This window comes from Brevibacillus sp. FIR094, from assembly GCF_050477165.1.
Taxonomy (GTDB): domain Bacteria; phylum Bacillota; class Bacilli; order Brevibacillales; family Brevibacillaceae; genus Brevibacillus.
The window spans coordinates 134,010-150,610 of the sequence record NZ_JBEAES010000014.1 but is presented as its reverse complement, the minus strand read 5'-3'; the positions used below and the strand labels follow the sequence as shown (position 1 = coordinate 150,610).

20 protein-coding genes, 1 riboswitch and 1 other annotated feature (1 of these 22 only partly in view) are annotated in these 16,601 nt (G+C 47.3%); of the genes, 6 read left to right on the top strand and 14 right to left on the bottom strand.

Annotation, left to right across the window (positions count from 1 at the left end; translation table 11 throughout):
* The first annotated feature begins 110 nt into the window (after positions 1–110).
* Complete coding sequence (locus ACQ5DJ_RS14940; protein WP_429843156.1) at positions 111–992, top strand: LysR family transcriptional regulator; 882 nt, start codon at positions 111–113, stop codon at positions 990–992.
* A 50-nt stretch (positions 993–1,042) separates the two neighbouring features.
* Here ACQ5DJ_RS14940 and ACQ5DJ_RS14935 read toward each other — a convergent pair whose 3' ends face one another.
* A complete protein-coding gene (locus ACQ5DJ_RS14935) occupies positions 1,043–1,222 on the bottom strand; it encodes a hypothetical protein (protein WP_012684743.1) in 180 nt (59 codons plus the stop codon).
* Positions 1,223–1,243: 21 nt separating this feature from the next.
* Complete coding sequence (locus ACQ5DJ_RS14930; RefSeq protein ID WP_012684742.1) at positions 1,244–1,474, bottom strand: YneF family protein; 231 nt, start codon at positions 1,472–1,474, stop codon at positions 1,244–1,246.
* Between the two features lie 161 nt (positions 1,475–1,635).
* Between ACQ5DJ_RS14930 and ACQ5DJ_RS14925 the strand changes: the two genes are divergently transcribed.
* On the top strand, positions 1,636–2,415 hold the full coding sequence (locus ACQ5DJ_RS14925) for an N-acetylmuramoyl-L-alanine amidase family protein (protein WP_429843155.1): 780 nt from the start codon (positions 1,636–1,638) through the stop codon (positions 2,413–2,415).
* Positions 2,416–2,429: 14 nt separating this feature from the next.
* On the opposite strand, the gene ACQ5DJ_RS14920 is transcribed toward ACQ5DJ_RS14925, so the two are convergent.
* The 7 genes from ACQ5DJ_RS14920 to ACQ5DJ_RS14890 all read right to left on the bottom strand — a co-directional run bounded on the left by ACQ5DJ_RS14920 (position 2,430) and on the right by ACQ5DJ_RS14890 (position 7,969).
* Positions 2,430–3,254, bottom strand: coding sequence for a metallophosphoesterase (locus ACQ5DJ_RS14920; protein ID WP_429843154.1), 825 nt, complete (start codon positions 3,252–3,254; stop codon positions 2,430–2,432).
* Between the two features lie 174 nt (positions 3,255–3,428).
* Positions 3,429–4,058 (bottom strand): response regulator, encoded by a 630-nt coding sequence (locus tag ACQ5DJ_RS14915; protein ID WP_007721557.1) that lies wholly within the window; start codon positions 4,056–4,058, stop codon positions 3,429–3,431.
* A gap of 7 nt (positions 4,059–4,065) precedes the next feature.
* Positions 4,066–5,214, bottom strand: coding sequence for a HAMP domain-containing sensor histidine kinase (locus tag ACQ5DJ_RS14910; protein WP_429843153.1), 1,149 nt, complete (start codon positions 5,212–5,214; stop codon positions 4,066–4,068).
* 13 nt (positions 5,215–5,227) lie between these two features.
* On the bottom strand, positions 5,228–6,118 hold the full coding sequence (liaF, locus tag ACQ5DJ_RS14905; protein WP_429843152.1) for a cell wall-active antibiotics response protein LiaF: 891 nt from the start codon (positions 6,116–6,118) through the stop codon (positions 5,228–5,230).
* Positions 6,119–6,132: 14 nt separating this feature from the next.
* Complete coding sequence (locus ACQ5DJ_RS14900; protein ID WP_429843151.1) at positions 6,133–6,711, bottom strand: class I SAM-dependent methyltransferase; 579 nt, start codon at positions 6,709–6,711, stop codon at positions 6,133–6,135.
* Between the two features lie 94 nt (positions 6,712–6,805).
* Positions 6,806–7,501 (bottom strand): PspA/IM30 family protein, encoded by a 696-nt coding sequence (locus ACQ5DJ_RS14895; protein WP_429843150.1) that lies wholly within the window; start codon positions 7,499–7,501, stop codon positions 6,806–6,808.
* Between the two features lie 63 nt (positions 7,502–7,564).
* Positions 7,565–7,969: a LiaF transmembrane domain-containing protein gene (locus ACQ5DJ_RS14890; protein WP_429843149.1), complete on the bottom strand. Its 405-nt coding sequence runs from the start codon at positions 7,967–7,969 to the stop codon at positions 7,565–7,567.
* Positions 7,970–8,288: 319 nt separating this feature from the next.
* Positions 8,289–8,428, top strand: a riboswitch (cyclic di-AMP (ydaO/yuaA leader).
* Between the two features lie 4 nt (positions 8,429–8,432).
* Between ACQ5DJ_RS14890 and ACQ5DJ_RS14885 the strand changes: the two genes are divergently transcribed.
* From ACQ5DJ_RS14885 to ACQ5DJ_RS14875, 3 genes are all read left to right on the top strand, one after another.
* The gene (locus tag ACQ5DJ_RS14885; RefSeq protein ID WP_429843148.1) at positions 8,433–8,954 is read left to right on the top strand and encodes a C40 family peptidase; all 522 of its coding nucleotides are present in this window, start codon (positions 8,433–8,435) and stop codon (positions 8,952–8,954) included.
* A gap of 216 nt (positions 8,955–9,170) precedes the next feature.
* Positions 9,171–9,890, top strand: a complete 720-nt coding sequence (locus tag ACQ5DJ_RS14880) for a response regulator transcription factor (protein ID WP_007721564.1) — start codon at positions 9,171–9,173, stop codon at positions 9,888–9,890.
* Positions 9,891–11,276, top strand: coding sequence for a sensor histidine kinase (locus ACQ5DJ_RS14875; protein WP_429843147.1), 1,386 nt, complete (start codon positions 9,891–9,893; stop codon positions 11,274–11,276).
* 190 nt (positions 11,277–11,466) lie between these two features.
* Here ACQ5DJ_RS14875 and ACQ5DJ_RS14870 read toward each other — a convergent pair whose 3' ends face one another.
* The 3 genes from ACQ5DJ_RS14870 to ACQ5DJ_RS14860 all read right to left on the bottom strand — a co-directional run bounded on the left by ACQ5DJ_RS14870 (position 11,467) and on the right by ACQ5DJ_RS14860 (position 14,148).
* Positions 11,467–12,807 carry a cytochrome P450 gene (locus tag ACQ5DJ_RS14870; protein WP_429843146.1) on the bottom strand — a complete coding sequence of 447 codons (1,341 nt, stop codon included), beginning with the start codon at positions 12,805–12,807 and terminating at the stop codon, positions 11,467–11,469.
* Positions 12,808–12,917: 110 nt separating this feature from the next.
* Positions 12,918–13,481 (bottom strand): biotin transporter BioY, encoded by a 564-nt coding sequence (locus tag ACQ5DJ_RS14865; RefSeq protein ID WP_392430498.1) that lies wholly within the window; start codon positions 13,479–13,481, stop codon positions 12,918–12,920.
* 94 nt (positions 13,482–13,575) lie between these two features.
* Positions 13,576–14,148 carry a hypothetical protein gene (locus ACQ5DJ_RS14860; RefSeq protein ID WP_429843145.1) on the bottom strand — a complete coding sequence of 191 codons (573 nt, stop codon included), beginning with the start codon at positions 14,146–14,148 and terminating at the stop codon, positions 13,576–13,578.
* 96 nt (positions 14,149–14,244) lie between these two features.
* Between ACQ5DJ_RS14860 and ACQ5DJ_RS14855 the strand changes: the two genes are divergently transcribed.
* Positions 14,245–14,610 (top strand): hypothetical protein, encoded by a 366-nt coding sequence (locus tag ACQ5DJ_RS14855; protein ID WP_238543286.1) that lies wholly within the window; start codon positions 14,245–14,247, stop codon positions 14,608–14,610.
* Between the two features lie 117 nt (positions 14,611–14,727).
* Here ACQ5DJ_RS14855 and yhfH read toward each other — a convergent pair whose 3' ends face one another.
* Together yhfH and ilvA are read right to left on the bottom strand one after the other, a co-directional pair.
* Positions 14,728–14,889, bottom strand: a complete 162-nt coding sequence (gene yhfH, locus ACQ5DJ_RS14850; protein ID WP_012684726.1) for a protein YhfH — start codon at positions 14,887–14,889, stop codon at positions 14,728–14,730.
* A gap of 181 nt (positions 14,890–15,070) precedes the next feature.
* Complete coding sequence (gene ilvA, locus ACQ5DJ_RS14845; RefSeq protein ID WP_429843144.1) at positions 15,071–16,318, bottom strand: threonine ammonia-lyase IlvA; 1,248 nt, start codon at positions 16,316–16,318, stop codon at positions 15,071–15,073.
* 102 nt (positions 16,319–16,420) lie between these two features.
* Positions 16,421–16,601: a binding site (T-box leader), on the bottom strand (it continues 79 nt past the right edge of the window).

Here is a 16,601-nt window from a genome sequence, read left to right as displayed (position 1 = left end):
GGAAGGTGATTGTTTGACTTGCTAGCTGTAGTTTATAATGATTTTAAAATAAACGAAAATATATCTTTTGATATGAAGTTGATATACCTGAGTATATGGAGTTGAATCGAATGGAATTGTTGCAATTGCACTATTTCCGGACAGTGGCCAAGTGGCAGTATATGACGAAAGCCGCCCAAGAGCTGCGGATTGCCCAGCCTGCTCTCAGCAAGACTATTGCTCGGTTGGAAGAGAATGTCGGTGTTCCGTTATTTGACCGCGAGCGAGGACGTATACGGCTGAATACATTTGGGAAGGCATATCTGGAGCGTGTAGATAAAGCGCTGAATTTGTTGGAGGAAGGTCAAAAAGTCGTATCGGATCTGGCTGGAATGGAACATGGTCGTATTCATCTGGCAACGTCGACCTTGGACTTGTTATCAGAACCATTGGGCAAGTTTCTCGCCCTCCATCCTGATGTACACTTCCAGATCACGCAAGCCAGCATCGAAGAAATGGCAACCCTCCTGGAGTCAGGCGAAGTGGATATTTGCTTCACGCATTTGCCGATCAAGGTGCCGGATATTTTGACTACACCCGTACTGAAAGAAGATATTCATGTAGCTGTCCCTCGCACCCATCACTTAGCCAAGCAAAACAGTATTCGACTAAGTGAGCTGGCTGAAGAGTCATTTATCGGCTACAGGGAGGACTTTCCCATTCAAATGCTGTACGATCAGTTCTTTCAAAAAGCAGGGATTACCCCCAAATTCGCTTGTCGGGTAGATGATCCCAGCTCTATCCAAAAGCTGGTCCGCGCAGGTCTTGGCATCGCCCTCTATGGCTGTATCAGTCGAGAGGAAGACCCTCACCTTGTCATGGTTCCGATCGAAAACCCGATCTGCCAGCGACATTTTCAAATGATTCGGCACGAAAAAAGATATCTCTCCCTGGCAGCACGCAAATTCTGTGATTTTATCGTCCAGTATTTTGCTGAGTCTCTTGAAAAATAAGCGCCCTTCCCAACAGAAAAAAGCCTGGCATCATTCGCCAGGCTCCTCCCCTACTCTTGCTTTCTTTTTTTCATACGTAAAATAATGCCGTCAATGAGCAGTCCGATCCCCGCTCCGTAAAAAGGGGCTGCAAACCGAGTTCCTTCAGCAAGCGGCAGGTCTTTCAAATACACGATAAACACTCCGACAATAAAACCGATCATCGTGTAGCGCAGCCGGGTCGCCCCCATCAAACGACACTCCCTTTCACGCTACTTCCCGAATTTATTTGGCATTTTCATGTTTTTCATCGTACGACTCATTTGTTTGAGCTGCTTTTGGTTGAGATTCATCCCCATTGAACGGGCCATGGCTTGAAGCTGCTTGTCGTCCATTTGCATGTTGGACATTTGTTTTTTCAATAAATAAGTCCCTCCATAAAACCCACCAGCGAGACCGATTAACAATGTAACAATTGGAATTACCCAGTTGTACCAAGCCATCAATACATTACCATCCTCTATACGTAATTATGAACTCTTTTATTGTACCATAGTTGAGCTATCTTCTGTAAATTGTGATTAGAAAACTTGGAAAATGAGAACACTGCCCTCAACAATATCTTCGTCTCACGCATATTCTAATAGCAAGAGGTGAAACAACTATGACTCCAATTGTAATTCTGGACGCTGGACACGGTGGCAGCGATCCAGGTGGAGGAAACAACACGCAGTTTACCGAGAAAGATATGAATTTGCAAATATCGCTCTATCAATATAATCGCTTTTTGGCTCTAAATATTCCTGTCGCTATCACACGGACAACCGATGTGACTCTAACAAGTGAGGCTCGTACTGAGCTGGTTCGAAACAGCGGTGCTCGCTACTGCATCTCGAATCACATTAACTCAGGTGGCGGCCGAGGCTCCGAGGTCATTTACTCGATTTACGGCTCCCCAACCTTTCCCCAATTGATCCAGGATGCCCTGGCAGCAGAAGGGATGCCGAATCGACGCATTTTTACGCGGACACTGCCAGATAATCCGCGGCTCGATTACTACTTCATGCACCGGGAGACTGGCAGCGTGGAGACGGTTATCGTCGAGTATGGCTTTGCTGACAATGCCCTGGACGCCAATAAACTGCAACAGGATTGGCGAGATCTCGCGGAAGGGGTAGTCCGAGCATTTTGCACGTACGCTAAACTTCCCTACCAGCCCCCTACGACTCCTACTTCTACTCCAAAACCTACTACAGCACCGACCCTTGCTCCCACCAATTCTCCAGGAAACGGAGGAGCCGACTGGAAGCAGGAAGCCGTCAACTGGCTGTATGATCAAGGCTTATTAACCGACGAACAATGGCGTAAACAGCCTGACCAACCTCTACCGCTCTGGGCACAGGCTGTCATCCTAAAGCGTTTATTCGAAAAGCTCAAAACGTAACGTAACATCTCCGTTTAATCGTCTGCCTTAAAACGGGTCAACGGCGTATCCGTTAAGCCCGAATAATTTCTTTTTGCTGGCACATTCACCAATTCGTCCTCTGGGTAGCGGTAGGCGGTTAACATTCCGCCGAACACACATCCTTGGTCGATGTTGATGGTGCCATTTTTTCTTTTTGGTTCTGGATGCGGATCATGTCCCCATACGATTATGGGCGAAGTCACTTTTCGTTCTTTTGCCCATTCTCTGCGGATCGGGCGCCCATCTGGTCCCGTTCCTGCCACATCGCCATATCGGCAAAACGTGTAGACCGTAGGCGAATCCATCCCTATGTAATCATCACGAATCCCCGCATGAACGGCGACCGCTACTATTTTTTCATTCCGTTTGATGATCATGTGCGAAGGAGAAGAAAATAGCAATCTGCGACTCTGCTCTCGCAGCAAGGAGGCCTTCTTCGGTCCGTATTCTTGCTGATACAGCCGAATCTCCTCTTCTACCTTTTCATCTCCGTGAGCCAATGTCACTGGTCTGCCATCCAGCCAACGGGCTACTTTCCAACCGTGGTTACTATCCACCATCTCAGCCAGACCTGCCGTGACATGATGGTGAAAAAACTGCAGCATTTTGATTGAGTAAGGTCCACGACTCGTGATATCACCGAGGGAAAGGAGCTTTCGGCCGTGGGGATGGCGATAGGTACCGTCTGGGGTTTGTTCATATCCCAAGCGTTTGAGCAATTCTATAAATTCGTCGTAACAGCCGTGAACATCGCCAACGATATCCACACCATTGTCAGCCAAAAGCACCTTGGAGCGTGTTTGAGGTTTGTGCCTCATAGCCCGTCCCTCCTTTCCGTAATCTCTCATTCGTTACTTACTATCTTTACCACATCTACGAAAAAAACTCACGGTTTGTATACAAGAAAACTGTTTAAACAAGTAAACGCGCGAAAGAGCCCCTGTTTACTGAGGAGCTTTTTGGCGCGTTTACCTATACATGATGCTATGTGATTAGCCTAAGCTATGCGTATGCACGTAAATGGCCGCTTGCGTGCGATCCTCCACATTCAGCTTGGCAAGAATGTTGCTCACATGAGTCTTGACCGTCTTGATCCCGATAATCAGCTCATCTGCAATCTCCTGGTTGGACTTGCCCTGACCGATCAGCTTCAAAACCTCCAACTCACGCGGGGTCAGTTGCTCATGGGGATGGGACTCTTGACCGTGACGGAAACGGGCCATGATTTTTCCTGCTACCCTCGATTCCAAAACGGGCTCACCCGCTGCAGCAGAGCGGATTGCCTTTGCAATCTCGGCTGCACGCGAAGTCTTCAGCAAGTAGCTGAACGCCCCTGCTTCAATGACCGGATATACCTTTTCGTCATCAATAAAGCTAGTCAAGACGATAACCTTACTGGATGGGCAGCTTTCACGAATACGCCGAGTCGCTTCCACACCGCCGATGCCTTCCATAACCAAATCCATCAAAACGACATCCGGGCGCAGCTCTTGCGTCATCCGCACCCCTTCTTCTCCACTGCCGGCCTCTGCTACGACTTCAATATCGTCCTCTGTAGACAAATAAGCAGCCAGACCCATCCGAACCATTTCGTGATCATCTACCAGTAGTACCCGAATCACCGAGCATTCACCCTTCCCGTTCCGTCTGTGACATTATAGGAATACGGACCTCAATTTGCGTCCCCTTCCCAATTGCCGAGTAAATCTCCATGGAGCCTCCGACCTCTGCTACGCGCTCTTGCATGCTGCGCAAACCGTATGACGTCATTTTCTCCCCATCCGGATCAAAACCAACACCATCATCCGATACTCGCAGGCGAACCTGCTCTTGCAGCGTAAACAGCTTCACTGTAATCTGGGTAGCTCTAGCATGCCGCAATGTATTGGACAAGGACTCCTGCAAAATACGAAACAAATGATCCTCAATTCCACTCGGCAAGCCTTCGACGTCTTCGATCTCCCAAGACAGCTGCATGGTATTTTTACGCGTCAGCTCATCTAAAAGTTCCAGAATGGCTTCCTTCAATGACTTGTTTTGTAACGTAGCCGGACGAAGATGCAAGAGCAATGCCCTCATCTCCGCTTGTGCAGCTGCTGCCATCTCTTCGACCAATTCAATCTGTTGTGCTGCACGTTGCGGATTTTTTTCTACAAGCCGTTTCATCGCCGCAGTCGTCATGGCGATGGCGAACAGCTGCTGACTGACTGCATCATGCAGTTCTCTCGCCAATCTCTGTCGCTCCTCTGTTACCGCTGCATGCTTCAATTGCTCTGCGAGAGCCGCATTGTGGTTCGACAGCCGCTGCAAAGATGCCACTTGCTCTTCCCATTGTGAAGCCAAGCGATTGATCTGCCATCCTAATTCGCCGACTTCATCGACGCCCAATTCAGGAACCCGATACGACAGCATCCCACGCCCAAGCTTCATGGCAGCTTCCCACAGTACACTGAGTCTCTTTTTCAACAAATTGCCGATGATATAGGAAATGATCAATGCCACTAAGACACCTGCAGGCAAAGAGACTACAAAAGCAGCAAGCTGAATCAAGCCCTCTGGATCAGCAGGCAGATTGATACCTATATATTCTTGAAGCCACCACACGAAGTTGCGGTCGCTAATCATTTCGTTGTACCACCGATGAATCCCGGGATGATCTTTCCATAAAAAGTATAGCCAAAAGAAGCAAATAAACGCGGCAGTAACTGCACTGACGGCCAGTAACATGCCATAGCGCACGTATTGCCACTGAATACTTGCCAATCGCTGTCGACGCATCCGCCAGTACCTCCTAGATGTACTTGACTTTTATATCGCCGACAAGCAGCGAGATATGCAAGTTTACTTTTTGCAACGCTTCATCATACTGATCTGAACGAATCTTAACGCTGCGATTGATACCTCCCTGACGGTGGCTTAGCACCTCCAGGTCACCTATACTCAACCCTGCCGTTACCGATACAGGAAGATCGACAGGTACATAAATTGTCACATCGCCTACCCAGCCCTCTACGACAAGAACCGCCTCATCCCGCATCAACACTGCCCGGGAAAGATCAATCACAACATCTCCGATTCCATGCCAGACATGTAAGTGATTCAATTCAAAACGCCCCGAGGTCAGGTGATAATCTCCAATCAGAGAACTGCGGGAATCTTTTGGCAACGTGTCGTCAGGTGATGAAGACATTCTTTCGTGATGTGGAATTTTGCCACCAACATGCTTCCATTTATTCCAGCTGTCTAGCCAAGGACGTTCCTCTGTTGAAACCTTCACGTCACTCGTAACACTCGCATCACTTGTCAAAATCGTCTCCGCAGCAGATGGGGTCCCCATATCGCCCACTGGTTGATTCATACGGTGATCTCGTCTGCTGTTCTTGCCCCGAATCAACTGAAACCCAAAATAAATAAACACGATTGGCACTGCAATCTGGAACAAATCATCAACCCCGACACCAAACCACATATCCATCGCGATGATGGTCCCCAGGGAGAATAGAATCCCTCCGCCAATTCGATTTTTCTGCCCCCACAAACGAAGGCCGAAATAAATAAGCACCATCGGCCACAAATCAAACAGACCGAACGAAATGATACCCAAACTGTCTAACAAAAGACCGATTCCCGTAAAAATAATCAGGATACCAGCCAACATTTTGTGCAAACGGGACAGTTTCACAAAAGTCTCCTCTCTCACGCCCCATGCTGATCGTTTTCACTTTGACCATTACGACATGTATAGATGAATGCAGGCGGAATGTTCAACAGGGTAAAGTCGATCTTGACCCAGGGAAAACGACCCTGCAACTCAGCTTGGAGTTGTAGCGAATATTGGAATGTAATAAATAGGCCCCCTGGCTTCAGTACAGATTGAACTTCGTCCAGAATTGCTGCCCGCAGCTCTAGTGGAAAATTGGCGAATGGCAGACCTGAGATAATGACATCTGCACCTGCAAGATTCTGCTCCTCCAAGTAAGACCTAAGTTTAGTCGCTTCCTCCCTGATAGGAAGATCGGGAAAACGTGATTGAAGCATAGAGCGAAAATGGGAATCTCGTTCCACAAGCACGTAATGTGTGCCGGGACGCAAGCGCTGATAGATCGTTTGGGTAAATGCCCCTGTGCCAGGTCCCAGCTCCAGGATCACATCGGTTGAAGCCCAATCGACGCTTTTCAACATTTGCTCACATAAAAAACGAGAGCTGGGGATGATACTACCGACGCGTCCAGGCTCAGCGATAAACCGCCGCAAAAAGACCAAGAAGTCCTGCAAGAATCGTACCTCCTAGGGGAAAAGCAGCCTGATGTACACAGGCTGCCGAATTGACACAATCTATTCTACACCTAGTCCCCCAGTTCCTGTCGAATTAGGATTGTACTGGTTTGGCTACCGGTGTTTTTACTTCATTAATGGATGCTTTGATGCTGGCAAGTTCTGCATCGAGATCATCCTTTTCCAGTTCAGTCAAAGCGTTCTCCCAAGCACGGTTCGTTTCGCGCCATTGTCCACTCATTTGCGCTTCTGCTTCCATGCGCATCACTTTTTCTTCCATGCGGGCGAAGCCACGGCCTGCAGACTGATTGCCGATACCGACAACTGCTTGATTGACTTGCTTTTGTGTACGAGCTACTTGTGCACGCGCCATCAGTGTGAACCTTTTCGCACGCATTTTATAGAACTCTTCCTTCAGCTCAGCCAGCTTCTCACGCATTTGCGAAGCTGCCTCGGATGCTGACAGGTAGAGACCTTCATATTCCGCTGCACGGCCTTCGTACTGCTTCTTGTCAGCGAGTGCTCGACGAGCCAATTCGTCTTCTCCCTCACTCAAGGCGAGCTTGACTTGACGATCGCGTTTTTCGATCAGAGCATTGGCTTCGTCCAATTGCTGACGGAATTTCTTTTCCAGTGCAACCTGACGGGCAACCGCTACTTCAACTTGTCCGATTTCTACTTCCATGTCACGCATATATTGATTCAGCATTACTACCGGATCTTCCATCGAATCCAATGCATCATTCACCGAAGCTACTGTCAGGTCACGCAAACGTTTAAAGATACTCATTATTTTTTCCTCCTCATCATATCACATCATATTGTTCATCCAAAAGACTCTTGCGACGTAGTGTTATTGTGGGCGTCTTCTTACGTTTCTCTCCCAAGTGTCCAGCGTATCTTCCTTTAATACTTTTTGGGCCCATTCACGCTCCCATGTAGGTGGAGCTTGCTTAGGTTCTTGACTGGGACGCAGTAAGCGATATCCCAGATAGATTACCCCAATGGCCAGAAGCGCGTGAAACAGTAGGTCAAGCTTGCCAATCAACATCAGGAACCCGAATAGGAAGACTAGGATTCCCCAAAAGCGTGAACCGGTTTGTCCCATAATCTTTTTGGCACCGTATATCATGATCACACCGGGAATGATGAACCCGAGCAAATCTCCGATATCGATACCCACCAGATCTAGAAGAACCAATCCACCGACTAGCAGCAGAACCAGCCCGAGTAGAACTTTGCCAGACCGTTCGCTCATTACTCGCTTACCTCCATTCGTTTTGCATGTGGTGCTTGTGGAACGTTATGCCCTTATTGTAGCCCTCGGTATAGGCTTCCCATAACGGGCGTGCGGTTGGTTTTTCCCTCCGTCCTTGGACGGAGACAATTTCCTGCCCTAATCGGACGAGCTGTCGCGCAACGCAGAACAAGCCTGCGCTGAAATACAACTTGCTCTGTCGAACGAAAACGTTACAGCATTTGACGGTATTTTTGTGACGAATATGTGAACGAATAGATGAAAAAGAAGGAAAAAAAGGACTGGCGTAGAATCTTCGTAAGAGTGCGTGTAAAAAAACATCGAAAAATAGCCGAATTCCGCTTGGCGGAAACGGGGGAACCACGTTTTTGGGGTGAATGGTTGCTACTCCTAGCAGCCTAGGGCGTCCTTTCGACCGAACCCTTCAGCTAACCTCGTAGGCTCACGAAGGGAGCAGTTTCTTTTGCGCAAGGTGGTTTTATCTTTATTTATGGCTGGAATGCTTGCTATGGGGGCAGGCGCTGCACAGGCTGCTGAGGAGAATTCTCTCAATGAAGTAGTCAGCGACTTGTACGGTACCCCTTACAAATCTTCCGGCTCGTCCAAAAAGGGCTTTGACTGCTCCGGTTTCACGCGCTACGTATTTGATGCGTTAGGTGTAGACCTGCCTCACAATTCTGCTTCCCAGTACGAATTAGGTACAGAGGTAGCCAGAAAAGATTTGCAGCCAGGAGATCTCGTATTCTTCAATACGAACGGTCGCAGCATTTCTCATGTGGGTATCTACATTGGAGACGGCACATTCGTGCACTCGGAATCTGGTCGTGGAGTCGTCAACACCAAGTTGAGCGATCCATACTACTGGAGCAAGCGTTATGTAGGCGCTAAGCGTCTCAGCGTTCCTGTTCTAGCAAAAGCAGAAACTCCGAAAAAGGAAAAAGCGGTGCAAGCTGCATCGTTGCCGGAAAAACCAGCTCAAAAATAGTCGTTCGGCAAAATAATAAAAAGCCAGGGACACAATGTCTCTGGCTTTTTCTGACGAAATTTAGTACCTGGTCTAAAGAGGTACCCTTACCTATTAGAACAACTTAATAACTTACGGGGGTTTCTTCCCCTGATCAGCTCAAAGCATGTTATGATAGACAAGACCCATTCTTTGAATGGTATTCCTTATTAATAGAAGTAACTGGGGGTTGTTCCGGTGAAAGATCACATTTTAATTGTCGATGACAATCTGGAGATTATTGAACTGCTAGAAGACATTTTGGAGAACGAGGGCTTCACCGTTTCCTCCGCAGAGAGCGGAGAAGATGCTCTCTCCCTGCTCAGCCAAGGAGAGCGACCAAATCTGATCCTTTTGGATATTATGATGCCCAACATGAGTGGCTACGAGCTCTGCTCTCAGATTCGCCGTGAGTGGGATTTGCCTATACTGTTTCTCAGTGCAAAAGGAAAAGCGGTAGATAAGGTAGTCGGCTTCGAAATCGGCGCAGACGATTACATCACGAAGCCTTTTGATACAGAAGAACTGCTCGCTCGCATTCGTGCCCACCTGCGTCGCTATGAGCGCATTCGCAAGCATACGGAAGAGCAGCCTGAGAAGGAAACAGCCTCTTCACCAATTACCGTTTTGAAATTCAAGGACCTAGAAATTCATAAAGAAACGTATTCCGTTTATGTATGTAATCAAAAGATTGAGCTCTCTACAAAAGAATTTCAACTGCTTACATTCCTCGCAGAAAATGCGGGAATCGTCTTTACACGAGAGCAAATTTATGACCGTGTCTGGGGATATGGTTATGGCTCGCTCAATACAGTGACCGTCCATATCAAAAACCTCCGTGAAAAGCTGGAAACAGAGCGTCAGTTCATTAAAACACAATGGGGGACAGGCTACGTATTTATCGGGGAGAAGCTTTAAATGAGCTTACGTAATAAAATTTTTCTCTCCTTCATTGCCTTGATTACACTCAACATCTTGTTGTTTAAATTTGTTTTTCAAGACATTATTGTCGCTCAACTCAAAAATGATCGGCATAATCAGTACCAGGCTGAGAAGGAAGCCGCAGAGAAGGTCATGCTCAATCAACTGCTTCTCGTCAGTAATTTCAAGGACCCAATCGAACGTTTGGAGCTTGAGAAGCAGTTGCCAGACGACGTGATGTACCGCATGCTCGTGAAGGATGCCAATGGAAATACCATCTACAGCAAAACATCACGCGCCTATAATTTGAAAATGCCTTCTCCCTCCTCATCAAACCGTGGCGATTCTTCCAAGCAAAGTGACCTCAAAGTAGTAGCTGAGTACCATTTTCAGCAGGAGCCACCGCGTACAGGGGAGATCGTTGTTTATTTCTACACAGATGATTACGACATGATGGCTACGACAGGGGTTTCCATGATGCTTTGGTTTATTTACGGAAGCATTAGTCTGGTGGGATTGGTTCTGCTCGCTTTGTTCGTTCGCTGGATATTACGGCCCGTAAACGAATTATCGCGCGTCACCCAAGAAATCCAGGAAGGGAAACGGCTTGTGACATTTACGTACCGCTCGCATGATGAGTTTGGACAACTCTTTCGATATTTCGGGGAAATGGTTGATGAGCTTCGCTTAGCGGAAGAAAGACAGGCCGAAATGATTGCTTCGATCGCCCACGATTTCCGCACACCTCTCACCACGATCAAAGGGTATGCCTCATATATCGGCTCCGGTCGTGTGACGGATATGACCAAAATACAGAAACAGATGAGCAAAATCGAGCTAAAAACGACGGACTTGGAAAAACTGCTAGATGAGTTGCAGGACTTCACCACCCAAAGCTCCGAAGTCCGACTCAACATAAATCGTATTCATGTCAGAAGCTTCTTGAGAGGAATCATTGAGGACTATTTGCCGAGGATCAAAGAAGCAGGCCTCACCTTTCAATGGAAGCTGCGTATCTCCAATGAACTACACATTGAAGCGGATGAGACCAAGCTGCGACGTGTCATGGAAAACTTGTTGAACAACGCCATTCACTACAACAAACCGGATGGCTCCATTTACCTTACATGTGATCAGCGAGAAGGACATGTCCTTTTTACTGTGATCGACAAAGGAGAAGGAATCGCCTCTGAAGACTTGCCAAAGATTTTCACCAAGTTTTATCGAGCGGAAAAATCACGAAATCGCAACAGTGGCGGGACAGGCTTAGGCTTGACGATTTGTAAGAGCATCGTCCGGCTTCACGGCGGAGATTTGATGGTAAACAGTGAACTGGGAATGGGAAGCAGTTTCTCCTTCACCATCCCCTTCTTCCACGGGTAGCTTTTACAAGCTACCCTTTCTTTATATAGATTTATTTTCAGTTAATTATTTCTTTATATTTTACTAGTAAAATATTTTTAGTAAGCATGTTGCTTTCAGTGATAAATAACCCCCAGTTCGGTATCTGACACAATCGGCGAAACCGTAGTGCTAAGATGCCTCTTTTTTTGTCCTCTATTTCCATTTTTTTCTATCTCTTTTCCAAACGCATCGGCAATCCGTTCTTTGGACGCAAGGTGACCAACGGCTCGGGTTCCACTTCCTGATTCGATTCAGCCAGTCGTAATCGATATCGCTGTGCGATGGTTGCCAATAGCAAAGCTGCCTCCATCAAAGCAAAGTTGTTCCCGATACAAACACGTGGCCCACCGCCAAATGGGAAATAAGCATAAGCTGGATTTCTTTTTAAGAGGTCGCTGTCAAAACGCTCTGGAATAAATTGATCAGGCTGCTCATAATAGCGTGGGTTACGGTGCATGACATATTGGCTCATCATCAGTGTTTCGCCTGGCTTGTACGTATGACCGCCGATCTCAACCTCTTCTACTACTTCCCGATTAATCGTCCAGGCTGCGGGATAGAGCCTCAGCGTTTCCTGTACAATGAGATTCGTATACTTCAGCTGGGGAAGGTCCTCGACTGTCGGCAGCTTTTCACACAGCACCGTTGACAGCTCGTCATGCAGTTTTTTCTCCACCTCGGGATAAGTAGCTAGCAAATAGAAAATCCACGACATGGTATTTGCAGTCGTCTCATGACCAGCTACAAAAATAGTCATGACCTCGTCGCGCACCTGCTCATCTGTCATTCCTTGCCCATCATCTTCATCACGCGCAGCCAAAAGCATCCCCAACAAGTCCTTGTGCTCTTCTCCTTCGCTATTACGACGAGCTTCGATCAAGGAGTAGATCGTTTTGTCCAGCAGCTCACTCGACTCCAGGAACTCCCGGTTGCTTTTAGTTGGTACGGACAAAGGAATGTCGATAAAAGAGGAGCCTTTATTGGCCACGTATTTCAAACCGACATCGATGGCATGTCCAATTTGATCGGCACCTTCCTTGACGGTTTTGCCAAACATAGTCTCCGTAATGATCGCAAGGGTTACTTTCATCATGTCCGCATGAATATCGCGCAGCTCCCCGGTTTTCCAATCCGACATGAGATCAACTGCTTGCCGGACCATCACCTCTCCGTAGCTGGCGATACGTTCTCGATGAAAAGCTGGCTGCATAAGCCGCCGTTGTCGCAGATGCTTTTTTCCTTCACTGGTGAGAATCCCATCCCCTACGACAGGTCGTGCCGACTGCAACGCTTTCCCTTTTCGAAAATGCGCCTGCTTGCTGACCAAAACCTCTTTGATGTGATCCGGATTCGTTAACAGGTAAACATGGCGGGAAGGACCGAAGCGAAAATGGACGACCTCTCCATGCTCTTCTACAGCTTCACGGATGAACTGAAGCGGCGATCGGCGAAATGCCATCAAGTTCCCTGAGATCGGAAGACCTTTTGGGCCGGTGATCGTGATATTCATGCGTCTCCTCCTTTTTACATGCAAAATCCTACCGATAGTATCCGGCACGATAAGGAGATTATGCGAAAAAAAGCCACCCGAACTTCGGATGGCTTACAAAATCATTTTGTTTATCGTGTAACAGGTTGATCTGTGCGCAACAGACGAGAAGCAATCAGTCGCTCGCGTACCTTGATGCCAATCAGCGAAGCCAGAACTGCTTTGACAACCCCTACAATGAGGAAAGGCGTTGCACCAAATGCGACCGCTTTATCCCATGGAATGTCCATGACGTATTTGAGTTGTACTGTACCAAAAGCCAGTGTGACAAACATGCCTATGATATTGGCGATGATGGCGTTTTTCAGGTTGAATCTCGTTTTCTCCAAGTAGAGTCCGGTCACATAAGCGGTTGCAATAAACCCAAATATGTACCCGCCGGATTTGCCTACCAATATTTGCAATCCGCCTTTTGCCTCGCTGAATACAGGCAATCCGACTGCACCGAGCAAAACGTAAATAACCAAAGCCATTGTCCCGTATCGTCTTCCCAAAATAGTCGCTGTCAGCCCTACTGCCAACGTCTGCGCAGTAATTGGAATCAACGGCAAGGGAATAGTCACCTGCGACAATACCGCTGTCATTGCGGCAAAGATGGCAGAGAGCAACAGCCATCTCAAGCGTTCGTTTCTCATGCGTAATAGCCTCCGTTTTGTTAACTAAAAATGTTATAAGGTTAACAAAATAATAATACGCATCTGCTCTTTTGTAAATCCCCGTTCTGTCCGCTTATCTTTTTGCTTGTTGATCCATGTTTAGCTGCAGCTTTTGAAGGGACTGAACCGTATAATCAATTAATTCGTTTAGGTCATCGATATTGCCTTCATCAATTTTCCGATGAAAGTCTAGCGTCACCTGGTTGGTTATTTGCTTCGGTGGCCAATCGATTCGATGCTCCTCTAGTTTAGCCGATACTTTCTGTGTAATATACGGACGCTGCCCCCAGATGTCATTGAGAATCGATGTGATTTCTCTCGCTTCTCCGGGCACATCTCTGTAATTTTCCATCTGCAAGTAAAAATGGATGCAAATCGTACATCCGATATGATCTGTCAACGGCTGTTCTAGCTGCTCGGCTGCAATATCAGCTAACTGGGTACGAAGCTGCATCTCAGCACGGACAGCTGCGGTATGATCAGGTTGATCAGCCAGCTTGAACTGGATCTGAAACAGTCGATGGAATGTAGCCATATCCATGACATCCGAACGGTTCGTAATCGTAATTGCCCCTTCGAAGTCCCTGTCGTATACCGCACCTTCCAACACAACCCTGATATTATCAAAAACAAGCGGATGAAACATCTCGCGCCCTCCTTATCCCAAGCAATCGGGCCCTTTCTATTTACAGTATATAGCATGCCTGCTTTCTACTTGTTTTGCAAGCAGACCGACTTCCCCATGGCGGCGCCTTCAGGAGAGTGGTACCATGAGAGTGATCCAACCTTTGAGGTGACAGCCATGTTTTTAATCGGAATTCTAATCGTTGTTGCAATCCTTGGTGAAATTATTCATCGTTTGAATCCATGGAAAAAGCCGGAGCCGGCCTATGAGGATCTCGTCGCCCAAATCAAACAGACAGACTGGTACCAAGAGTTGTCTCGTGATCAGGCGTGTCGTTACGTTTTGGACAACGATCCGCATGTCCAAGCCTACTATGCGAGTACGTATGAAGCCAAACGTCTCCTTACACAGGAAGGCTTTCAATTGGGGCTGATTGATTACGTCAAGCAGGAAGCTGCAAAGCACGCCGATAAACCGCGCTGACATGCGAAAAAGCCGTTGTCATGGAACAGCGGCTTTTTCTTTGAATCAAAAAACAGGTATACCTGCCATGGCTCATGCCCTGTGGTACACCTGTTTTATCCAGTATTCATGTTCGACTTAGCGTTTTTGATGATAGTACTTGTAAGCGTCAAAGGATGCTTGCTCTTGACATGGTGCGCATTCTGTTGCATACGATTCAGCTTGCTCGTGGATCATCTGGCCGCAAGCAGCACAGCATTTTGCTTCGAGATTGCGAAAGAAAGAAGTGATCGGCGTCATGATTAAAACCCCCCGTGTGTTATTATCTGTATTGTATTACAACAGCATCTGTTTTATAAAAGATTGTTATAATACATTACGCCGATTTATCTTTCTCTCTCGCTCATTCTCTCTTCATTGCTCCTTTTTTCGCTGTATTCATACATTTTTGTAAATTCCGCATCTGTTGTAACACAAGGACCTAAATCAGCAGATTGAACAAATACGGATCATGTGTAATCTCTACATAGCGGATACCATGCTGCTTCATCCGACTGACTAACGGGTGATAGTCATCTTTGCATTTCATTTCAATCCCAACCAGCGCTGGACCATTTTCTTTGTTGTTCTTTTTTGTATACTCAAAGCGTGTGATATCATCGTGAGGACCCAGTACTTTTTCCATAAACTCTCGTAAGGCTCCGGCCCGCTGTGGGAAATTGATAACAAAATAGTGCTTCAATCCCTCATGCAGCAGGGAGCGTTCCTTGATCTCTTGCATCCGGTCAATGTCGTTGTTTCCACCGCTGATGACACACACTACGTTTTTCCCAGCGATTTGATCCCGGTAGTAATCGAGAGCCGCAATCGACAGGGCACCTGCAGGTTCTACAACGATGGCATTGCTGTTATACAACTCCAAAATGGTTGTGCACACCTTGCCTTCTGGCACCAGCACGATGTCATCCAGCAGCTCCTGACAAATACTCATCGTTAGCTGCCCCACTTGCTTGACGGCAGCACCATCGACGAACTTGTCAATTTCATCTAAGGTGACAACATCTTTTTGCTCCAGAGCAGCTTGCATCGAAGCTGCTCCTGCTGGCTCCACACCGATGATCTGTGTATTCGGGCTGATGCCTTTAACGTACGTTCCCACACCCGCTGCCAATCCACCTCCACCGATACTCATAAAGACGAAATCAGCTGGTTCTTCCATGTCATTCATAATCTCCAGACCGACCGTTCCTTGTCCCGCTACCACCAATGGATCGTCAAACGGATGGACAAAGGTTCGATCTTCCTGAATGCAATACTTCATCGCCTCTGCGAAGGAATCATCGAAGGTGTCACCGATCAATACAACTTCTACATAGGAACCACCAAACAGCTTGACCTGCGATATTTTTTGACGTGGGGTAGTCGCTGGCATAAAGATCGTGCCCTTGATTTGCAAATGGTTACATGAGTAGGCTACACCCTGCGCATGATTGCCCGCACTTGCACAAACGACACCACGCTCTCGTTCCATTGTCGAAAGATTCCGCATAAAATGATAAGCACCGCGAATTTTGAAGGAACGAACGATCTGCAAGTCTTCTCTTTTCAAATACACGTTGCAGCCGTAGCGCTCAGACAAAACTTTGTTTTTTTGCAAGGGCGTCTTCTCCACCACGTCTTTCAATGCATGATTGGCTACTACGATGTCTTCCACTCTGACCGTATGCATATATATGTTCCTCCTAAGTACCTTCTCTATTGTGGTAGGGACCAGACCACCAAATCAAAAAGCCCCCGCCCCAAACCAGCAACGCACAATTTGCGCACGGCTGGCTGAGGCGAGGGCATCGCGGTACCACTCAGCATCTCTGTCTTCCTCACGAAAAACAGACTTAGGAAGTTCACTATGAAACTCCCGTCCGATAACGAGGACGAATTCGTTGTCCTATACTCACTGGCTAGACAAGCTGATTTTCCAGGACAATGCTCCAAGGTGATTTTCAAAACAGGCT

Excerpts from the sequence above, each read along its gene's own strand:
- ACQ5DJ_RS14935 (WP_012684743.1), bottom strand. The coding sequence starts at position 1,222 with ATGGGGGCGACCCGGCTGCGCTACACGATGATCGGTTTTATTGTCGGA.
- ACQ5DJ_RS14890 (WP_429843149.1), bottom strand. The coding sequence starts at position 7,969 with ATGAGCGAACGGTCTGGCAAAGTTCTACTCGGGCTGGTTCTGCTGCTA.
- ACQ5DJ_RS14875 (WP_429843147.1), top strand. The coding sequence starts at position 9,891 with ATGAGCTTACGTAATAAAATTTTTCTCTCCTTCATTGCCTTGATTACA.
- ACQ5DJ_RS14940 (WP_429843156.1), top strand. The coding sequence starts at position 111 with ATGGAATTGTTGCAATTGCACTATTTCCGGACAGTGGCCAAGTGGCAG.
- ACQ5DJ_RS14910 (WP_429843153.1), bottom strand. The coding sequence starts at position 5,214 with ATGCGTCGACAGCGATTGGCAAGTATTCAGTGGCAATACGTGCGCTAT.
- ACQ5DJ_RS14895 (WP_429843150.1), bottom strand. The coding sequence starts at position 7,501 with ATGAGTATCTTTAAACGTTTGCGTGACCTGACAGTAGCTTCGGTGAAT.
- ACQ5DJ_RS14865 (WP_392430498.1), bottom strand. The coding sequence starts at position 13,481 with ATGAGAAACGAACGCTTGAGATGGCTGTTGCTCTCTGCCATCTTTGCC.
- ilvA (WP_429843144.1), bottom strand. The coding sequence starts at position 16,318 with ATGCATACGGTCAGAGTGGAAGACATCGTAGTAGCCAATCATGCATTG.
- ACQ5DJ_RS14860 (WP_429843145.1), bottom strand. The coding sequence starts at position 14,148 with ATGTTTCATCCGCTTGTTTTTGATAATATCAGGGTTGTGTTGGAAGGT.
- yhfH (WP_012684726.1), bottom strand. The coding sequence starts at position 14,889 with ATGACGCCGATCACTTCTTTCTTTCGCAATCTCGAAGCAAAATGCTGT.
- ACQ5DJ_RS14920 (WP_429843154.1), bottom strand. The coding sequence starts at position 3,254 with ATGAGGCACAAACCTCAAACACGCTCCAAGGTGCTTTTGGCTGACAAT.
- ACQ5DJ_RS14855 (WP_238543286.1), top strand. The coding sequence starts at position 14,245 with ATGGCGGCGCCTTCAGGAGAGTGGTACCATGAGAGTGATCCAACCTTT.
- ACQ5DJ_RS14930 (WP_012684742.1), bottom strand. The coding sequence starts at position 1,474 with ATGGCTTGGTACAACTGGGTAATTCCAATTGTTACATTGTTAATCGGT.
- ACQ5DJ_RS14925 (WP_429843155.1), top strand. The coding sequence starts at position 1,636 with ATGACTCCAATTGTAATTCTGGACGCTGGACACGGTGGCAGCGATCCA.
- ACQ5DJ_RS14870 (WP_429843146.1), bottom strand. The coding sequence starts at position 12,807 with ATGAATATCACGATCACCGGCCCAAAAGGTCTTCCGATCTCAGGGAAC.